Below are 13,755 nucleotides of genomic sequence, written 5' to 3' on the forward strand. Positions count from 1 at the left end.
ATTATTTTCTTTAAGGAGAAAATATTTCTATGGGTGTAGAATATCTAGGAGAAAAACTAAGAGCAATACGTAAAAGTAAGGGCTGGACGCAGACACAGCTTGCAAAGCGCCTGCATCTTGTGACGGGTACGATTTCAGCTTATGAAACAGGGCAGAAATATCCGTCTATTGAGGTGCTGATTAAGATTTGTCAGCTTTTTGACACTTCATCTGACTACTTGCTTGGTCTGAATGATGACCAAATGCCGCTTAAAATGAGCGCTTTGAGCGAGGCGCAGATGCAGCCTTTTCTGCAGATTATTGCTGAAGTTGCTCAGTATAATACTTTGCGTGAAAAAACAAGTCGTGACAACGAGAAATAATTCACTGTTTCTTTTGTAGAAAGACTTTAATCATAATTCATTTTGGAAATAGGTGTCGGCATAGCCACTCAGGGTTATGTCTAATTTCATGTACTGTCGTGCCCTGAAGTGCTTTGAAATTCACACGACAAGCACTGAAACTAGGAAAGAAATTGAAAGAAATTGTACAATATCAGTTGACAAATGAAAAACTTTGCCGTACAATACAAGAAAGCGACCTGGGAGAGTGAAAGCCAGGAAAAATTGTGCTTGTAAAATTGAATAGTTATTAAGTGATAAATTAAGGTGGTACCGCGCAGCATGCGCCCTTTACTGGGTGTTTGAATGCGGTGTTTTTTATTTCCGCGTCAGACACAATTATGGAGGTTTTAAAATGAAAAATTTTCAAAAATCACAAAAACTTGAACATGTCTCCTATGACATTCGAGGCCCAGTTTTAGACGAGGCCAACCGAATGCGTGCCAATGGCGAGAAAATTCTGCGCCTCAATACCGGAAATCCGGCCGAGTTCGGATTTTTAGCGCCGGACGAAGTCATTCATGACCTGATTGCCAATGTGGTCAACTCCGAAGGCTATTCAGATTCCAAAGGGATTTTCTCCGCCCGCAAGGCAATCATGCAGTACTGTCAGCTGAAAAAAATACCAAACGTGGGCATGGATGATATTTACCTGGGCAACGGCGTGTCGGAGATGATTGTCATGGCTATGCAGGGCTTGTTGGATACTGGCGACGAAGTTCTGGTGCCCAGCCCTGATTATCCGCTCTGGACGGCAGCTGTGTCGCTGGCAGGCGGTAAAGCTGTGCACTATATCTGCGACGAGTCAGCCGACTGGTTCCCGGACATTGAAGACATCAAGTCTAAAATCACACGTAATACCAAGGCGATTGTCATTATCAATCCGAATAACCCGACCGGCGCGCTCTATTCGAATGATTTACTGCTGGAGATTATTGACATTGCACGTGAAAATGACCTGATTATCTACTCAGATGAAATTTATGACCGTCTTGTCATGGACGGGCTGACGCACACGCCGACGGCTGCGCTGGCACCGGACTTGTTTGTGGTAACAATGAACGGCCTGTCAAAATCGCACCGTATTGCGGGCTTTCGTGTCGGCTGGATGATTTTGTCAGGCAATAAAAGCCATGTCAAAGACTATATTGAGGGGCTGAACATGCTGGCCTCCATGAGGCTCTGCTCCAATGTTCTGGCTCAGCAGGTCGTCCAGACCTCATTGGGCGGCGTTCAATCAGTTGACAAACTGCTGCTGCCCGGCGGACGAATTTATGAACAGCGCGAAGTGATTTGTCAGGCAATTGACGCCATCCCAGGCTTAAGCGCCGTTCGTCCCAAAGCAGCATTTTACATTTTCCCGAAAATTGACCGGGAAATGTACAAAATTGACAACGATGAGCAATTTGTCCTAGATTTCTTGAAACAGGAAAAAGTGCTGCTCGTAGCAGGACACGGCTTCAACTACCCGGAGCCGGACCATTTCCGGATTGTCTACCTGCCGCAAGTCAGCGAACTGAAAGAGCTCCAAGGTAAGTTCGAACACTTTTTCAGCAAATACCGCAGATGATTTTTTGAACTTGTAAGCTGGGCCAAGCGAGAAAAGGAAAGGCGGCAGAAGCCGCGATATTAATTTACCAATCTCAAAAGAGGTTGGTATTTGTGATAAAATAGAAAGACTAAAAACAAGAAGGAAAAGAACCCCATGAAAGTATTCAGAGGCTCATTTATCGTTACAATTATTGCACTTGCTATCGCCTTCATTTATGGCGGCTGGAGCGGCCTTTTTGTTGCTGCAATTCTGGCAGTGCTGGAAATCTCGCTGTCAATCGACAACGCAATCGTCAATGCCCGAATCCTAGAAAAGATGAGCCATACCTGGCGTCAAGTCTTTCTGACAGTAGGAATTCTGATTGCAGTCGTCGGCATGCGCCTAGTCTTTCCACTGCTGATTGTCAGCTTATCCGCGCAGCTTGGCCCGATTGAAGCGTTGAAGCTGGCACTGGAAAAGGGTGACCCGCATGTAGCCGGGACTTACGGCTATATCCTGCACCATGCCCATCCGCAGATTGCCGCTTTCGGCGGCATGTTCCTGCTCATGCTCGCACTGGCCTTCTTCTTTGACGAGCGGGCGCACACCTGGCTCAAGCTCCCGGAAAAAATGCTGCAGAAAATCGGTTATTTCCCGGCAGCCAACGCCATTATCTCCATGATTCTGCTCCTCATCACGTCAGAATTTCTGGCCAAAGACAAGCACACCGTTCTTTTCGCAGGCGTGCTGGGCATCCTCGCATTCATGCTGGTAGACGGCTTCGGGACAATGATGAGCAAATCGCGGACAGCGGACGTCTCAAGCGTGGCCATGGCAACTGGTAAAGCCGGATTTGCCCTCTTCATGTACCTCGAAGTCATCGACGCCTCCTTCAGCTTTGACGGCGTCATCGGCGCATTTGCAATTACCTCAGACCCAATCATCATCCTGCTAGGACTCGGAGTGATTGGGGCAATGTTCGTGCGAAGTCTGACCGTTTACCTAGTAGATAAAGGCACACTGAATCAGTTAGTTTACCTCGAGCACGGCGCGCATTGGGCGATTCTGACCCTCGCGATACTGATTCTGGCAAGTATAAAATGGGAAATCGGAGAAGCAGTCACTGGGCTCCTCGGCGGGGCAATTATTGTGCTCTCCTTTATTTCTTCGATTGTTTATAACCGGAAATTCTGAGGTCAAAATCTCCAAAATTTTCCTGATTGGAAATGTGGGAGAGAATAAAGACACCATGTTCTGATAAAAAAACATTTTATTGTACATTCTCTAATAAAATGTGTTATAATCAACACGTAAAATAAAAAATGTAGACGCAATTTAATAATTGGCGCATACAAAAAAAGGAGTCAAAATGGATAATTTTAACAATTTGATTGACAAAGCAAAAGACTTAGTCGGAAATGTCCCAGGAGACATCAAGGACAAGGCTGGAGACGTCATTGACGATTTGACTGAAAAGCTGCCTGATAATATAGAAGGCACAGCAAAAGGCGCAGTTGACGGCATCAAGGACAAACTTGGTTTCAACAAAGATGAAAATGAAGAGTAAGAGCAATCTTACTCTTTTTTAGTATTCAAAAACAGTCATCGCGGAGCGGAATTCTGTCATCAGGTTTGCCACGCGGAACTCCCGCCATTCCGGCAGATTTTTTATGGCCAGATAACGTTTTTTCAACCGGTAGGCATCTGGCGTCTGCCTCTCCGGGAATTCCTCCAGAAAGCCGTCAATCATTTCCCAGTCGTAAGTATAACCTAGCGGCCGCGCATGATAGGTGATACCGTCGATTTTCCTGCTGGGAAAACGATGATGGACATGTCCAAAAACGACGTCGGTGACATTTGGATATTTTTTGAACAGGTCGTGGAATTTCTGAGAGCCCAAAAAAGCATTGAACCTGGCGAATTTTTCGTAGTAGTTCGGGAAAATAAAGTGATAATCGGGTACAAAGTGCATGATGACAAGCACTTCACCATTTATTCTTGATAAAATGTGGTTAAGCCGTGCAAGAATTTGTTCAGTCGTTGCGACATCATCTAACGGACGCCGAATTTTTCGGTCGAAGTAGAAGTTATTCTTGAAGTGCAGGATTTTCGATTTGTCGCCCTGATAAAAACTGTAATCATACCAGCCGTGGAAGGCCAGAAGAGTTTTAGAGCCGAGAGATTTGACAGTAAAGTCTGTTTTGTCAATTTCTTCTTCAGATAAGCCCAGCATATCGTGGTTACCCAGATTAAAAGTTAAATCATACTTATTGGACAGCTGCTCGAAAAAGGGCAGTGTCAGCGCGTGAAAGTCATTGCTCATATCACCGGCGAAATGCAGGTCGGTGATTTTTTCTTCCTGTAAAACCTGGTCAAATTTGTCCAAATCAGCCGCATCAAAAAGGTTGGCATCAAGATGAAAATCGCTTATAACGGCCAATTTATGTTCAGTCATGAAAAAATTATACAATAAATCCGATGAATTCTCGTCTGATATGTTCCTGTAGCAGGTGTCAAGTAATTATGAAAAAGGGAAATCCCGTAGAAACAGGAAATCCCTTTAAAACTACCAGGTAATGAAGTTAGATGAATTGAATGCCGCCGTCAATCTGAACAGACTGACCTGTCATATAATCTGATTTTGTGGAGGCCAGATAAGAAACGAAATTCGCAACATCCTCAGGCTGCTCACCACGACCGAGAGCAATAGATTCAGAGTATTTCTTGAGATAATCTCCCTGTTTGCCGCCGTTGAGTTCGACCATCTTCGAGTCAATCAAGTCCCACATCGGTGTCAGCACAATTCCAGGACAATAAGCGTTGACAGTAATGTGGTCTTTAGCGAATTCTTTTGCTGAAGCTTGAGTGAAAGCTCGAACAGCAAACTTTGTTGCAGAATAAGAGCCCAGCATGTCAAAAGCAATATGTCCGGCAATTGATGAAGCATTGATAATTTTACGAATCTGCTCGCCGTCCTCTTGCTTTAAAAACTGTTTTCTTGCCGCTTGAATACCGTATACAGTACCGAAAACATTAATTCCAAAAATATTTTGCAAATCTTCCGGTTTAATATCGGATACGGGCTGAACTTGTGCAATGCCGGCGTTGTTCACATAAGTATCCAGCCGTCCGAAACTCTCGACTGCCGCATTCACAAAGGCCTCATGGCTCTCAGCCTTTGAGACATCTCCCTGTACGCTGACGGCCTCACAACCACAGGCACGAATCTCTGCAGCGGTTGCCTCTGCAGTTTCCAAATCGAAATCTGCAACAACTACGGCATAGCCGTCTTTGGCAAGCTGCACGGCAATTCCCTTACCGATGCCGCGGCCGGAACCCGTAACAACAGCAACACGTTTTTGATTAGACATTTTTTGTCTCCTTTTTGATGTTTTATAAAAACAGACGGTGTCTTATGAAATAGAGCCGTCTATCTCCACTTAATTCATTCAGGCACAGTGTAAAGACAGGTTTTCGAAAGGAAGGGTTAAAAACGTGCACAATCCTTACAAGGCCAGTGTCGGCAAACTTCTATGAGCATTATATGAGTATTATATCAGACGGTTGTCATTTTTGACAGCGTTTTTGTGAGTTATTGTTCTGACTTGTATAATCTGTACAAAAAACCGACATTCATCAGCTTAATTTCTCCCTCTTCCCATAAATAGAATCTGAAAAATTGAGCGAAATCTGCTATAATTAATTACTATGGAACTATCAGAAATTAGAAGAATCCTTGAAGACCAGGAACTGAAAATCAGTGAAATCAGAAAGTCGCTGGATATGGACCGCCTAGAAGAAGACATTGCCCTGCTTGAGAATGACATGGCAGCCCCCGGCTTCTGGAACGACAACATTGCGGCTCAGAAAGTGATTGATAAGTCAAATGCGCTGAAGGCTCAGTTTAACGGCTACAATGACATGGCGAGCCTGGCAGAAGACAATCAGGCCCTGCTGGAGATGCTTAGTGAGGAAGAAGACGCAGACCTGCATGCAGAGCTCGAAACTTCAACTAAAGAGTTATCAGACAAGATTTCAGCTTTTGAGCTGGACATTCTGCTCAATCAGCCCTATGACCACATGAATGCCATTCTCGAAATTCACCCAGGTTCAGGCGGCACCGAAGCCCAGGACTGGGGCAGCATGCTCATGCGCATGTACACGCGCTGGGGCGAGGCACATGGCTTCAAAGTCATCATTCTGGATTATCAGGACGGCGATGTAGCAGGCCTCAAGTCAGTCACCATCAAGTTCGAGGGCCACAATGCCTACGGCTACCTGAAGTCTGAAAAAGGTGTGCACCGACTGGTGCGGATTTCTCCTTTCGACTCGGCCAATCGGCGTCACACGTCATTTACCTCAGTAGACGTCATGCCGGAGCTTGACGACACGATAGAGATTGAGATTAACAAATCCGATTTGAAACGCGACGTTTTCCACGCGGGCGGCGCGGGCGGACAAAATGTCAACAAAGTTACGACAGGTGTCCGATATACACACATTCCAACTGGTATTGTCGTACAATCAACGATTGACCGCACACAGTACGGAAATGACGCTATTGCATTGAACATGCTGAGGAGCAAGCTCTACCAGCTCGAGGTTGAGAAAAAACAAGCCGAGGCTGATGCGCTGCGCGGTGTCCAGTCAGACATCAGCTGGGGCTCACAGATTCGCTCTTACGTCTTCATGCCTTATCAGCTGGTCAAAGACACACGGACAGAATATGAAAGCAGCCAGATTGACAAGGTCATGGACGGCGACATTGACGGCTTCATTGACGCCTATCTGCGCTGGTCGAACCTGCAGAGTCAATAACTGTTTTGTAAGCTGTCTGTAACACAAACGCAATCAGAAAAATTGCCTTGTATGCTATAATTTGAAGAAGTATAAAGAAAGTGAAAGTGTGAATATATATGTCAATTGTTGAACTCAACAATGTCACAAAGAAATATTCGAATGGAACAACGGCATTGCGCGGAATCACAGTCTCGCTTGAGCCAGGTGAATTCGCCTATCTGGTCGGTCCGTCGGGCGCAGGTAAATCAACCTTCATGAAGATTCTATACCGCGAACTCAAGCCTGACAAAGGAAATGCCAGAATTGTCGGTTTTAATCTGCTGAAAATGAAGAAGCGCCAGATTCCTCTGCTGCGCCGCTCTGTCGGTGTTGTCTTCCAGGACTATAAGCTCCTGCCGAAGAAAACTGTCTACGAGAATATTGCCTATGCCATGGAAGTTGTCGGCAAAAAGCCTTATGAAATCCGCAAACGCGTCATGGAAGTGCTGGACCTGGTAGGCCTGAAGCACAAGGTGCGCTCATTTCCGAATGAACTGTCCGGCGGCGAACAGCAGCGTATCGCGATTGCCCGCTCCATTGCCAACTCGCCAAAACTGCTGATTGCAGACGAGCCGACAGGTAATCTGGACCCGGAGAATTCCTGGGAAATCATGAATCTGCTGGCGAAGATTAATCTGCAGGGCACGACTGTCCTCATGGCGACACATAATTCACAAATTGTCAATACGCTGAAACACCGCGTCATTGCCATCGAAAACGGGCATATCGTCCGAGATCAAGAAGAAGGAGAATACGGGTACGATGATTAGAATTTTCTTTCGGCACGTCTGGGATTCACTGAAAAACCTGAAGCGTAACGGCTGGATGACAGTAGCAGCTGTATCGTCAGTCACAATTACTTTAATTTTGGTAGGAATTTTTCTCTCAGTCATTTTCAATACCACAAAACTGGCGAAGGACCTCGAGAACAATGTCCGTATCGTGGCCTACACCAACCTCAGCTCAAGCGAAATTTCCTTTACGGACGGTAAGTCAGTTTTAAATGCGGCTCACCCGATTTATGATGAGATTAAAGCAGTGCCAAACGTCGCCACAGTTACACCATCCAGTAAAACTGAACAATTGAACAAACTGACACAAAGCATCAGTTCTTTCAAACTCTTTTCAAATGATGCAAATCCGCTTTATGATGCATACATTGTACATACAACCGACCCGAAATACGTTGTTTCAGTCACCAAAGCCTTAGGAAAACTGACTGGCATTGAGAAAGTGGATAACGGCGGCGTCAACACAAAACAAATCTTTAGTCTGTCAAATACAATCCAGACCTGGGGATTAGCCGGTGCGGCTCTGCTGGTCTTTGTGGCCATGTTCCTGATTTCCAACACCATTCGTATCACAATCATGTCGCGCTCGCGCGAAATTCAGATTATGCGTCTGGTCGGGGCGAAAAACAGCTATATCCGATGGCCTTTCTTCCTGGAAGGCGCCTGGGTCGGCCTGCTCGGCTCGGTCATTCCGATTCTGCTGCTTTTCTTCCTTTATCGCCTAGTATACAAAGGGGTTCAGCCGACTTTGAGTACACAAGAGCTTAATCTCTATCAGCCGTCGTCATTTATCATGGCAATTTCCATTGGTATGGCAGTTCTCGGCGTGGTTATCGGCTCTCTCGGCGCAACCATCTCTATGCGTAGGTATCTGAAAGCATAAATTTTATGGCAATAAAAAAATCTCACTCGCGAGATTTTTTTTGTCTGCTCAAGTTGAGACCGAAGGGAACAACGTTTTCCTCTCGATGGCGAATCCGTGATAAATTCGAGTGGTGCCGTGTCAGAATAATCAGCCCCAGAATAATAATAATCCCAGTAAAGATGGGGTCATAGGAGCTCAGAATAAAGTGAAACAGCGGGAAAATCAGCACGCCGAGAATGGCCGCAATCGCTGCTGTGACGCTGGAGAGACTAATCATTGAGAAAAGCAGCAGGACGATAATAAAAATCACTAAAAGAAAAAGAAAGAAGACGGGGGTGTAGCCGAGAATGACGCCGGCACTGGTCGCGACGGCTTTTCCGCCTTTGAAGTTGTCAAAGATAGAAACAGTATGTCCAAGAACCGCCAGGAGACCGAAAATCAGCGGTGAAATCCCGTGGATACCCAGCAAGCCCGGCAGCAGCACCGCCAAAGTTCCTTTGAATAGGTCAACAGCGAAAACAACGATGCCGGCAGGCACCCCGAGCGTCCGGAAAGTATTGGTCGTCCCCGTGTTCCCCGAGCCGAATTCGTGCAGATTTTTGTGGAAGAATATTTTGCCAATCCAGAGCCCGGAAGGGATGGAGCCGATAAGATAAGCAGCGACAAGCGCAATTGCAGTAATCATAAAAAGATTATAACATAATTTCATTCAAAAAATTGTGCTATAATAAGAAAATATGACTGTAGATATTGAAACATACGATGATAGTTCGATTCAAGTATTAGAAGGACTCGAAGCAGTCCGCAAGCGCCCGGGCATGTACATCGGATCGACCGACGGCACAGGCCTGCACCATCTGGTCTGGGAAATCGTCGACAACGCGGTGGATGAGGCCCTGTCGGGCTTCGGCAATCAAATAGATGTGCGCATCAACGAGGACGGCTCTCTGACCGTGATTGACCATGGACGCGGGATGCCCGTGGGAATGCACGCGACAGGAATTCCAACTGTCGAGGTTATTTTCACCGTGCTGCATGCCGGCGGTAAGTTCGGCCAGGGCGGCTACAAGACATCGGGCGGTCTGCACGGCGTGGGCTCCTCGGTCGTCAATGCGCTGTCGCGCTGGCTGGAAGTTGAAATCACGCGGGACGGTGCAGTTTACCGCCAGCGTTTTGAGGACGGCGGCAAGCCAGTCACGACGCTGGAAAAAATCGGCAAAGCCGATAAGTCAATATCGGGTACAAAAGTCACATTTATGCCCGACGACCGGATTTTCTCAACGATTGACTTCAAATTCGCCACAATCGAAGAGCGCCTGAAAGAATCAGCCTTCTTGCTGAAAGAAGTCACAATGTCTCTTGAAGACGCAAGAACTGGGGAGCAGCAGAGTTTTCACTATGAAAACGGTGTAAAAGATTTTGTCGCTTATCTGAATGAGGACAAGGACACTCTGTCACCGATTATTGATATTGAAGGTGAAGACCAGAATTTCCAGCTGTCGCTGGCTTTGCAGTACAATGACGGTTACTCTGAAAATGTTCTGAGCTTTGTCAATAACGTCCGAACCAAAGACGGCGGCTCGCATGAAACGGGCTTTCGCACAGCTCTGACCAAGGTCATGAACGATTACGCGCGTAAAACGGGTCTCCTGAAAGAAAAGGACAAAAACCTGGAGGGCTCGGATTATCGTGAGGGCCTGACAGCTGTAATTTCCCTGCTGGTTCCGGAGGAACATCTGCAGTTTGAGGGACAGACCAAAGATAAGCTCGGCTCGCCACTGGCTCGTCCCGTGGTTGACACGATTGTCAGCGAGAAACTGACCTTCTTCATGATGGAAAACGGCGAACTGGCACAGACCTTGGTACGTAAGGCGGTTAAGGCGCGTGAGGCTCGAGAGGCAGCCCGTAAAGCGCGCGATGAGTCACGTAGCGGCAAAAAGTCTAAGAAAGACAAGGGCTTACTCTCCGGGAAATTAACACCTGCGCAGTCAAAGAATCCGGCGAAAAATGAGCTTTATCTGGTAGAGGGCGATTCTGCCGGGGGTTCCGCTAAACAGGGACGAGACCGCAAGTTTCAGGCCATTCTGCCGCTGCGCGGCAAAGTGATCAACACAGAAAAGGCCAATATGTCCGATATCCTCAAAAATGAGGAAATCAACACCATGATTTATACGATTGGTGCAGGTGTCGGCGCGGACTTTACTGTGGAAGACTGCAACTACGATAAGGTCATTATCATGACCGATGCCGATGATGACGGCGCTCATATTCAGGTGCTCCTGCTGACTTTCTTCTACCGCTATATGCGGCCGCTTGTTGAGGCAGGAAAGGTCTATATTGCTCTGCCGCCGCTTTATAAGATGTCTCAGGGTAAAGGAAAGACTGAGAAAGTTGAATATGCCTGGTCTGATGCTGAGCTTGACCAGCTGCGCAAAAAGTTCGGCAAGAATTCCAATCTGCAGCGCTATAAGGGACTCGGCGAAATGAATGCGGAGCAGCTTTGGGAGACGACCATGGACCCGGAAACGCGCACGCTGATTCAGGTTTCGATTGAGGACCTGGCTCAGGCTGAACGCCGTGTGTCTGTTCTGATGGGCGACAAGGTTGAGCCGCGCCGGCGCTGGATTGAAAGCAATGTGCAGTTTACGCTGGAGGAAAGCACAGTATTTTAGAAATTTAATCGTTAGACTTGACAAAAGAAACTTTTGGTTATATAATATAACCAAAAGTTTCTTTATTATCTGCTAAAAATTGAAATTAAAAGGAGATTAATCATGTCATTAGGGGAAAAATTAAGGGGACTGCGCAAGAAGTTCGGTTATACGCAAGAGCAGGCAGCCGAACTGTTAAACGTCAGTCAAGTTGCCTACCGCAACTGGGAGAAAGGAATTAAAAGTCCGACACCTTCTAATTTAACGAAGCTGGCTAAAGTTTTTCAGGTGTCGGCAGTGTATCTAAAAGATGAGAGCGAGGCTGGCGAACTGCTCAATTCTTTTATAAAGCTGCAGCCGCTTCGTCAGCGGATGGTGGTGAATTATGTCAATTCTCAGCTGAAAGAGCAGGAAAGTAAGTCAACTTTTGTTCAGAAAGAAGAAACTTACTTTGAAGTTAAAGTATTTGAAAAGGTATCTGCAGGACTTGGCTCAGGTGTGATGGGTGATGGAGACTATGATACAGTTTTATCAAGTCAGTCACTGCCGAAATTTGATATTGCGACTTGGGTTGACGGCGATTCAATGGAGCCGAAATACAGTAACCGCTCTGTGGTCTTATTGTCCGATACAAGTTTTGACTATGACGGCGCAGTTTATGCAGTTTATGTGCCTGACGGTAATGTGACTTACTTGAAGCGCGTTTACCGTGAGGCGGAGGGCTTGCGTCTGGAGTCTTACAATAAGAAATATCCTGACCGGTTCATCTCATACGAAGAAAATCCGCAAATTGTCGGGAAAGTGGTAGGAAATTTCCAGCCGGTCGAGTTCTAGGCGACATGACGTTTATTTGCTAGAAATAAGCAATAGAGGTAAAAACAGAGCTGAATGAGTTTGATTTACAATAAATTTGGAGGAGGACATGTTGATATTCACACTTATTAATGATACATCAAGGAAAATTATTCATATTGACATGGATGCCTTTTTCGCCTCGGTAGAGCAGCTGGATAATCCTGAATTGCGCGGTAAGGCTGTGGTAATTGGGAGGAATCCTATGGAAACCGGCGGCCGCGGCGTGGTTTCGACCTGCAGCTATGAAGCGCGCAAATTTGGTGTCCATTCAGGAATGTCAGCAAAGGAAGCCTATGAGCTTTGCCCGACTGCTATTTTTATTTCAGGACATTTTCAAAGATACCACGAGATTTCTTCGCATATCCGTGAAATTTTTGAGCGTTATACAGATATGGTTCAGATGGCTTCGGTGGATGAGGCTTATCTTGATGTCACTGAAAATAAACTGAACACTCATTCAGCAATCAAGATTGCTAAAATGATTCAGTTTGACATCCTTCATGAAACGGGATTGACCTGCTCAGCCGGTATTTCCTACAATAAGTTTCTGGCTAAGGTCGGCTCAGATTTTCAGAAGCCGCATGGTCTGACTGTGATTAAACCGGAAGAAGCAAAAGAATTTTTAGCTGAATTGCCGATTGAAAAATTTCACGGCGTAGGAAAAGCTACAGTGCCGAAATTGCAGGCAATGGGAATTTACACAGGCGGCGATATCCAGCAGATTGACCCGGTAGAGTTGACTCAGCGCTTTGGCGTTTTCGGATGGTATCTTTATCTCAAAGCCAATGGTGTACATGATTCAAAAGTTCATGAAAACTATGAGCGCAAATCTTTGGGGAAAGAACGCACTTTTAATCAGTTTTTGCACACTGAAAGTGAGATTAAGCGAGAGCTGGGAAAACTGGCTGAGCGTGTGTCAGAATCAATGCAGCGTCGTGAAATTTTCGGAGAGGTTGTGGTGATTAAGCTGCGCTATGATGATTTCACAACTTTCACGAAGAGAAAGTCGGTGGGCCATCTTTTCAATGACCAAGAGACATTGTATAAAGCGGCAGAAGAAATTCTCGAAAATCTGACCTTAGAGAAAAAAGACATACGTTTACTGGGGCTGACAGTTACAGGATTTGACCAGCGGCCCATAGAATTAGACTTGCGGCCGTTAAATGCGGGATAAAAGCAATTTCGTCCTTTTCTTTAGTCAGCAGAAACTGCGTGATTCCTGTCAGACTGGCAATTTGCACCAGCCATACCAGCGAGAGAAAATCCAGAGTCAAGCTTGCACTACAGAGCCAAAGCAAGTCACCAGAGCCGATTCGCAAGTTCCAGCGCTCGGATAGAATGGCGGGAAACAGCCAAATCAGCGCCAGCGGCTCAAATGGACTGATAATAAAAATAATCAAAGTAAAAATCAGCCAGATAATAAAAGGGAATTCGTGATATTTCCAGTCAAATATTGATAAAATGAGACCCATCAGCAGAAAAAGAGCAGTTGACAAGTCCATCAGATTCGACCAGGCGGCAAGGAATAAAAGCGCACATAAAAGTTCCAGCCCTGCGTACCAGTAAGGAATCGGCCTACCACAATAACGGCAGCGTGATTTTGACAGCAGCTGCGACAGAATTGGAATCAAGTCCAATGGTATTAAATTCTTCCCGCAGTTCTGACAACGCGAAGAGCCAAACACAATTGACTCGCCAGCCGGCAGCCTATCAATGACTAGACCGAAAAAAGAGCCGAATATAGCGCCAATACAAAATACAATTATTATCGTCATACTATATTTATACGCAAAATTTTTCAAAATGTTACAGAAAATGTTATAAAAACTTGAAAAATTCTTGT

Annotated in this window: 14 protein-coding genes; 10 read left to right on the forward strand and 4 right to left on the reverse strand. The window is 45.9% G+C overall.

All coding sequences use genetic code 11. From position 1 onward, the window contains the following. The first annotated feature begins 29 nt into the window (after positions 1-29). The 4 genes from ACYQ2E_RS09870 to ACYQ2E_RS09885 all read left to right on the forward strand — a co-directional run bounded on the left by ACYQ2E_RS09870 (position 30) and on the right by ACYQ2E_RS09885 (position 3,478). Positions 30-362 (forward strand): helix-turn-helix domain-containing protein, encoded by a 333-nt coding sequence (locus ACYQ2E_RS09870; RefSeq protein WP_460017728.1) that lies wholly within the window; start codon positions 30-32, stop codon positions 360-362. Between the two features lie 373 nt (positions 363-735). Further along, on the forward strand, positions 736-1,950 hold the full coding sequence (locus ACYQ2E_RS09875; protein WP_460017903.1) for a pyridoxal phosphate-dependent aminotransferase: 1,215 nt from the start codon (positions 736-738) through the stop codon (positions 1,948-1,950). A gap of 135 nt (positions 1,951-2,085) precedes the next feature. After that, positions 2,086-3,105, forward strand: a complete 1,020-nt coding sequence (locus tag ACYQ2E_RS09880; RefSeq protein ID WP_460017904.1) for a DUF475 domain-containing protein — start codon at positions 2,086-2,088, stop codon at positions 3,103-3,105. 175 nt (positions 3,106-3,280) lie between these two features. After that, the gene (locus ACYQ2E_RS09885) at positions 3,281-3,478 is read left to right on the forward strand and encodes a hypothetical protein (RefSeq protein WP_460017905.1); all 198 of its coding nucleotides are present in this window, start codon (positions 3,281-3,283) and stop codon (positions 3,476-3,478) included. Between the two features lie 18 nt (positions 3,479-3,496). Here the strand turns inward: ACYQ2E_RS09885 and ACYQ2E_RS09890 are convergent, their stop codons facing one another. Beyond that, the gene (locus ACYQ2E_RS09890; RefSeq protein ID WP_460017906.1) at positions 3,497-4,366 is read right to left on the reverse strand and encodes a metallophosphoesterase; all 870 of its coding nucleotides are present in this window, start codon (positions 4,364-4,366) and stop codon (positions 3,497-3,499) included. Between the two features lie 127 nt (positions 4,367-4,493). Then, the gene (locus ACYQ2E_RS09895; protein ID WP_460017907.1) at positions 4,494-5,282 is read right to left on the reverse strand and encodes an acetoin reductase; all 789 of its coding nucleotides are present in this window, start codon (positions 5,280-5,282) and stop codon (positions 4,494-4,496) included. Positions 5,283-5,619: 337 nt separating this feature from the next. Between ACYQ2E_RS09895 and prfB the strand changes: the two genes are divergently transcribed. The 3 genes from prfB (at position 5,620) to ftsX (ending at position 8,424) form a co-directional block, all read left to right on the forward strand. Further along, the gene (prfB, locus tag ACYQ2E_RS09900) at positions 5,620-6,729 is read left to right on the forward strand and encodes a peptide chain release factor 2 (RefSeq protein ID WP_460017908.1); all 1,110 of its coding nucleotides are present in this window, start codon (positions 5,620-5,622) and stop codon (positions 6,727-6,729) included. A 98-nt stretch (positions 6,730-6,827) separates the two neighbouring features. Further along, positions 6,828-7,520: a cell division ATP-binding protein FtsE gene (ftsE, locus tag ACYQ2E_RS09905; RefSeq protein ID WP_460017909.1), complete on the forward strand. Its 693-nt coding sequence runs from the start codon at positions 6,828-6,830 to the stop codon at positions 7,518-7,520. Continuing rightward, the gene (ftsX, locus tag ACYQ2E_RS09910) at positions 7,513-8,424 is read left to right on the forward strand and encodes a permease-like cell division protein FtsX (RefSeq protein WP_460017910.1); all 912 of its coding nucleotides are present in this window, start codon (positions 7,513-7,515) and stop codon (positions 8,422-8,424) included. The genes ftsE and ftsX overlap by 8 nt, the downstream gene beginning before the upstream one ends. Before the next feature lie 22 nt (positions 8,425-8,446). Here ftsX and plsY read toward each other — a convergent pair whose 3' ends face one another. Then, entirely contained in the window at positions 8,447-9,091 is a 645-nt protein-coding gene (gene plsY, locus ACYQ2E_RS09915; RefSeq protein ID WP_460017911.1) for a glycerol-3-phosphate 1-O-acyltransferase PlsY, read from the reverse strand. A 52-nt stretch (positions 9,092-9,143) separates the two neighbouring features. Between plsY and parE the strand changes: the two genes are divergently transcribed. The 3 genes from parE to dinB all read left to right on the forward strand — a co-directional run bounded on the left by parE (position 9,144) and on the right by dinB (position 13,086). Continuing rightward, complete coding sequence (gene parE, locus ACYQ2E_RS09920; protein ID WP_460017912.1) at positions 9,144-11,078, forward strand: DNA topoisomerase IV subunit B; 1,935 nt, start codon at positions 9,144-9,146, stop codon at positions 11,076-11,078. 102 nt (positions 11,079-11,180) lie between these two features. Continuing rightward, entirely contained in the window at positions 11,181-11,891 is a 711-nt protein-coding gene (locus ACYQ2E_RS09925) for an XRE family transcriptional regulator (RefSeq protein WP_460017913.1), read from the forward strand. Positions 11,892-11,979: 88 nt separating this feature from the next. Beyond that, positions 11,980-13,086: a DNA polymerase IV gene (gene dinB, locus ACYQ2E_RS09930; RefSeq protein WP_460017914.1), complete on the forward strand. Its 1,107-nt coding sequence runs from the start codon at positions 11,980-11,982 to the stop codon at positions 13,084-13,086. Here the strand turns inward: dinB and ACYQ2E_RS09935 are convergent. Further along, entirely contained in the window at positions 13,028-13,687 is a 660-nt protein-coding gene (locus ACYQ2E_RS09935) for a prepilin peptidase (RefSeq protein WP_460017915.1), read from the reverse strand. The two genes, dinB and ACYQ2E_RS09935, sit on opposite strands and share 59 nt — an antisense overlap. Between the last annotated feature and the right edge of the window lie 68 nt (positions 13,688-13,755).

It is taken from the genome of Lactovum odontotermitis (assembly GCF_054658595.1).

Bases quoted from the DNA above. Each gene is read 5' to 3' on its own strand.
- ftsX (WP_460017910.1), top strand. From the start codon at position 7,513: ATGATTAGAATTTTCTTTCGGCACGTCTGGGATTCACTGAAAAACCTG.
- ACYQ2E_RS09925 (WP_460017913.1), top strand. From the start codon at position 11,181: ATGTCATTAGGGGAAAAATTAAGGGGACTGCGCAAGAAGTTCGGTTAT.
- ACYQ2E_RS09890 (WP_460017906.1), bottom strand. From the start codon at position 4,366: ATGACTGAACATAAATTGGCCGTTATAAGCGATTTTCATCTTGATGCC.
- ACYQ2E_RS09880 (WP_460017904.1), top strand. From the start codon at position 2,086: ATGAAAGTATTCAGAGGCTCATTTATCGTTACAATTATTGCACTTGCT.
- parE (WP_460017912.1), top strand. From the start codon at position 9,144: ATGACTGTAGATATTGAAACATACGATGATAGTTCGATTCAAGTATTA.
- ACYQ2E_RS09935 (WP_460017915.1), bottom strand. From the start codon at position 13,687: ATGACGATAATAATTGTATTTTGTATTGGCGCTATATTCGGCTCTTTT.
- plsY (WP_460017911.1), bottom strand. From the start codon at position 9,091: ATGATTACTGCAATTGCGCTTGTCGCTGCTTATCTTATCGGCTCCATC.
- ACYQ2E_RS09875 (WP_460017903.1), top strand. From the start codon at position 736: ATGAAAAATTTTCAAAAATCACAAAAACTTGAACATGTCTCCTATGAC.
- dinB (WP_460017914.1), top strand. From the start codon at position 11,980: ATGTTGATATTCACACTTATTAATGATACATCAAGGAAAATTATTCAT.
- ACYQ2E_RS09895 (WP_460017907.1), bottom strand. From the start codon at position 5,282: ATGTCTAATCAAAAACGTGTTGCTGTTGTTACGGGTTCCGGCCGCGGC.
- ACYQ2E_RS09870 (WP_460017728.1), top strand. From the start codon at position 30: ATGGGTGTAGAATATCTAGGAGAAAAACTAAGAGCAATACGTAAAAGT.
- prfB (WP_460017908.1), top strand. From the start codon at position 5,620: ATGGAACTATCAGAAATTAGAAGAATCCTTGAAGACCAGGAACTGAAA.
- ftsE (WP_460017909.1), top strand. From the start codon at position 6,828: ATGTCAATTGTTGAACTCAACAATGTCACAAAGAAATATTCGAATGGA.
- ACYQ2E_RS09885 (WP_460017905.1), top strand. From the start codon at position 3,281: ATGGATAATTTTAACAATTTGATTGACAAAGCAAAAGACTTAGTCGGA.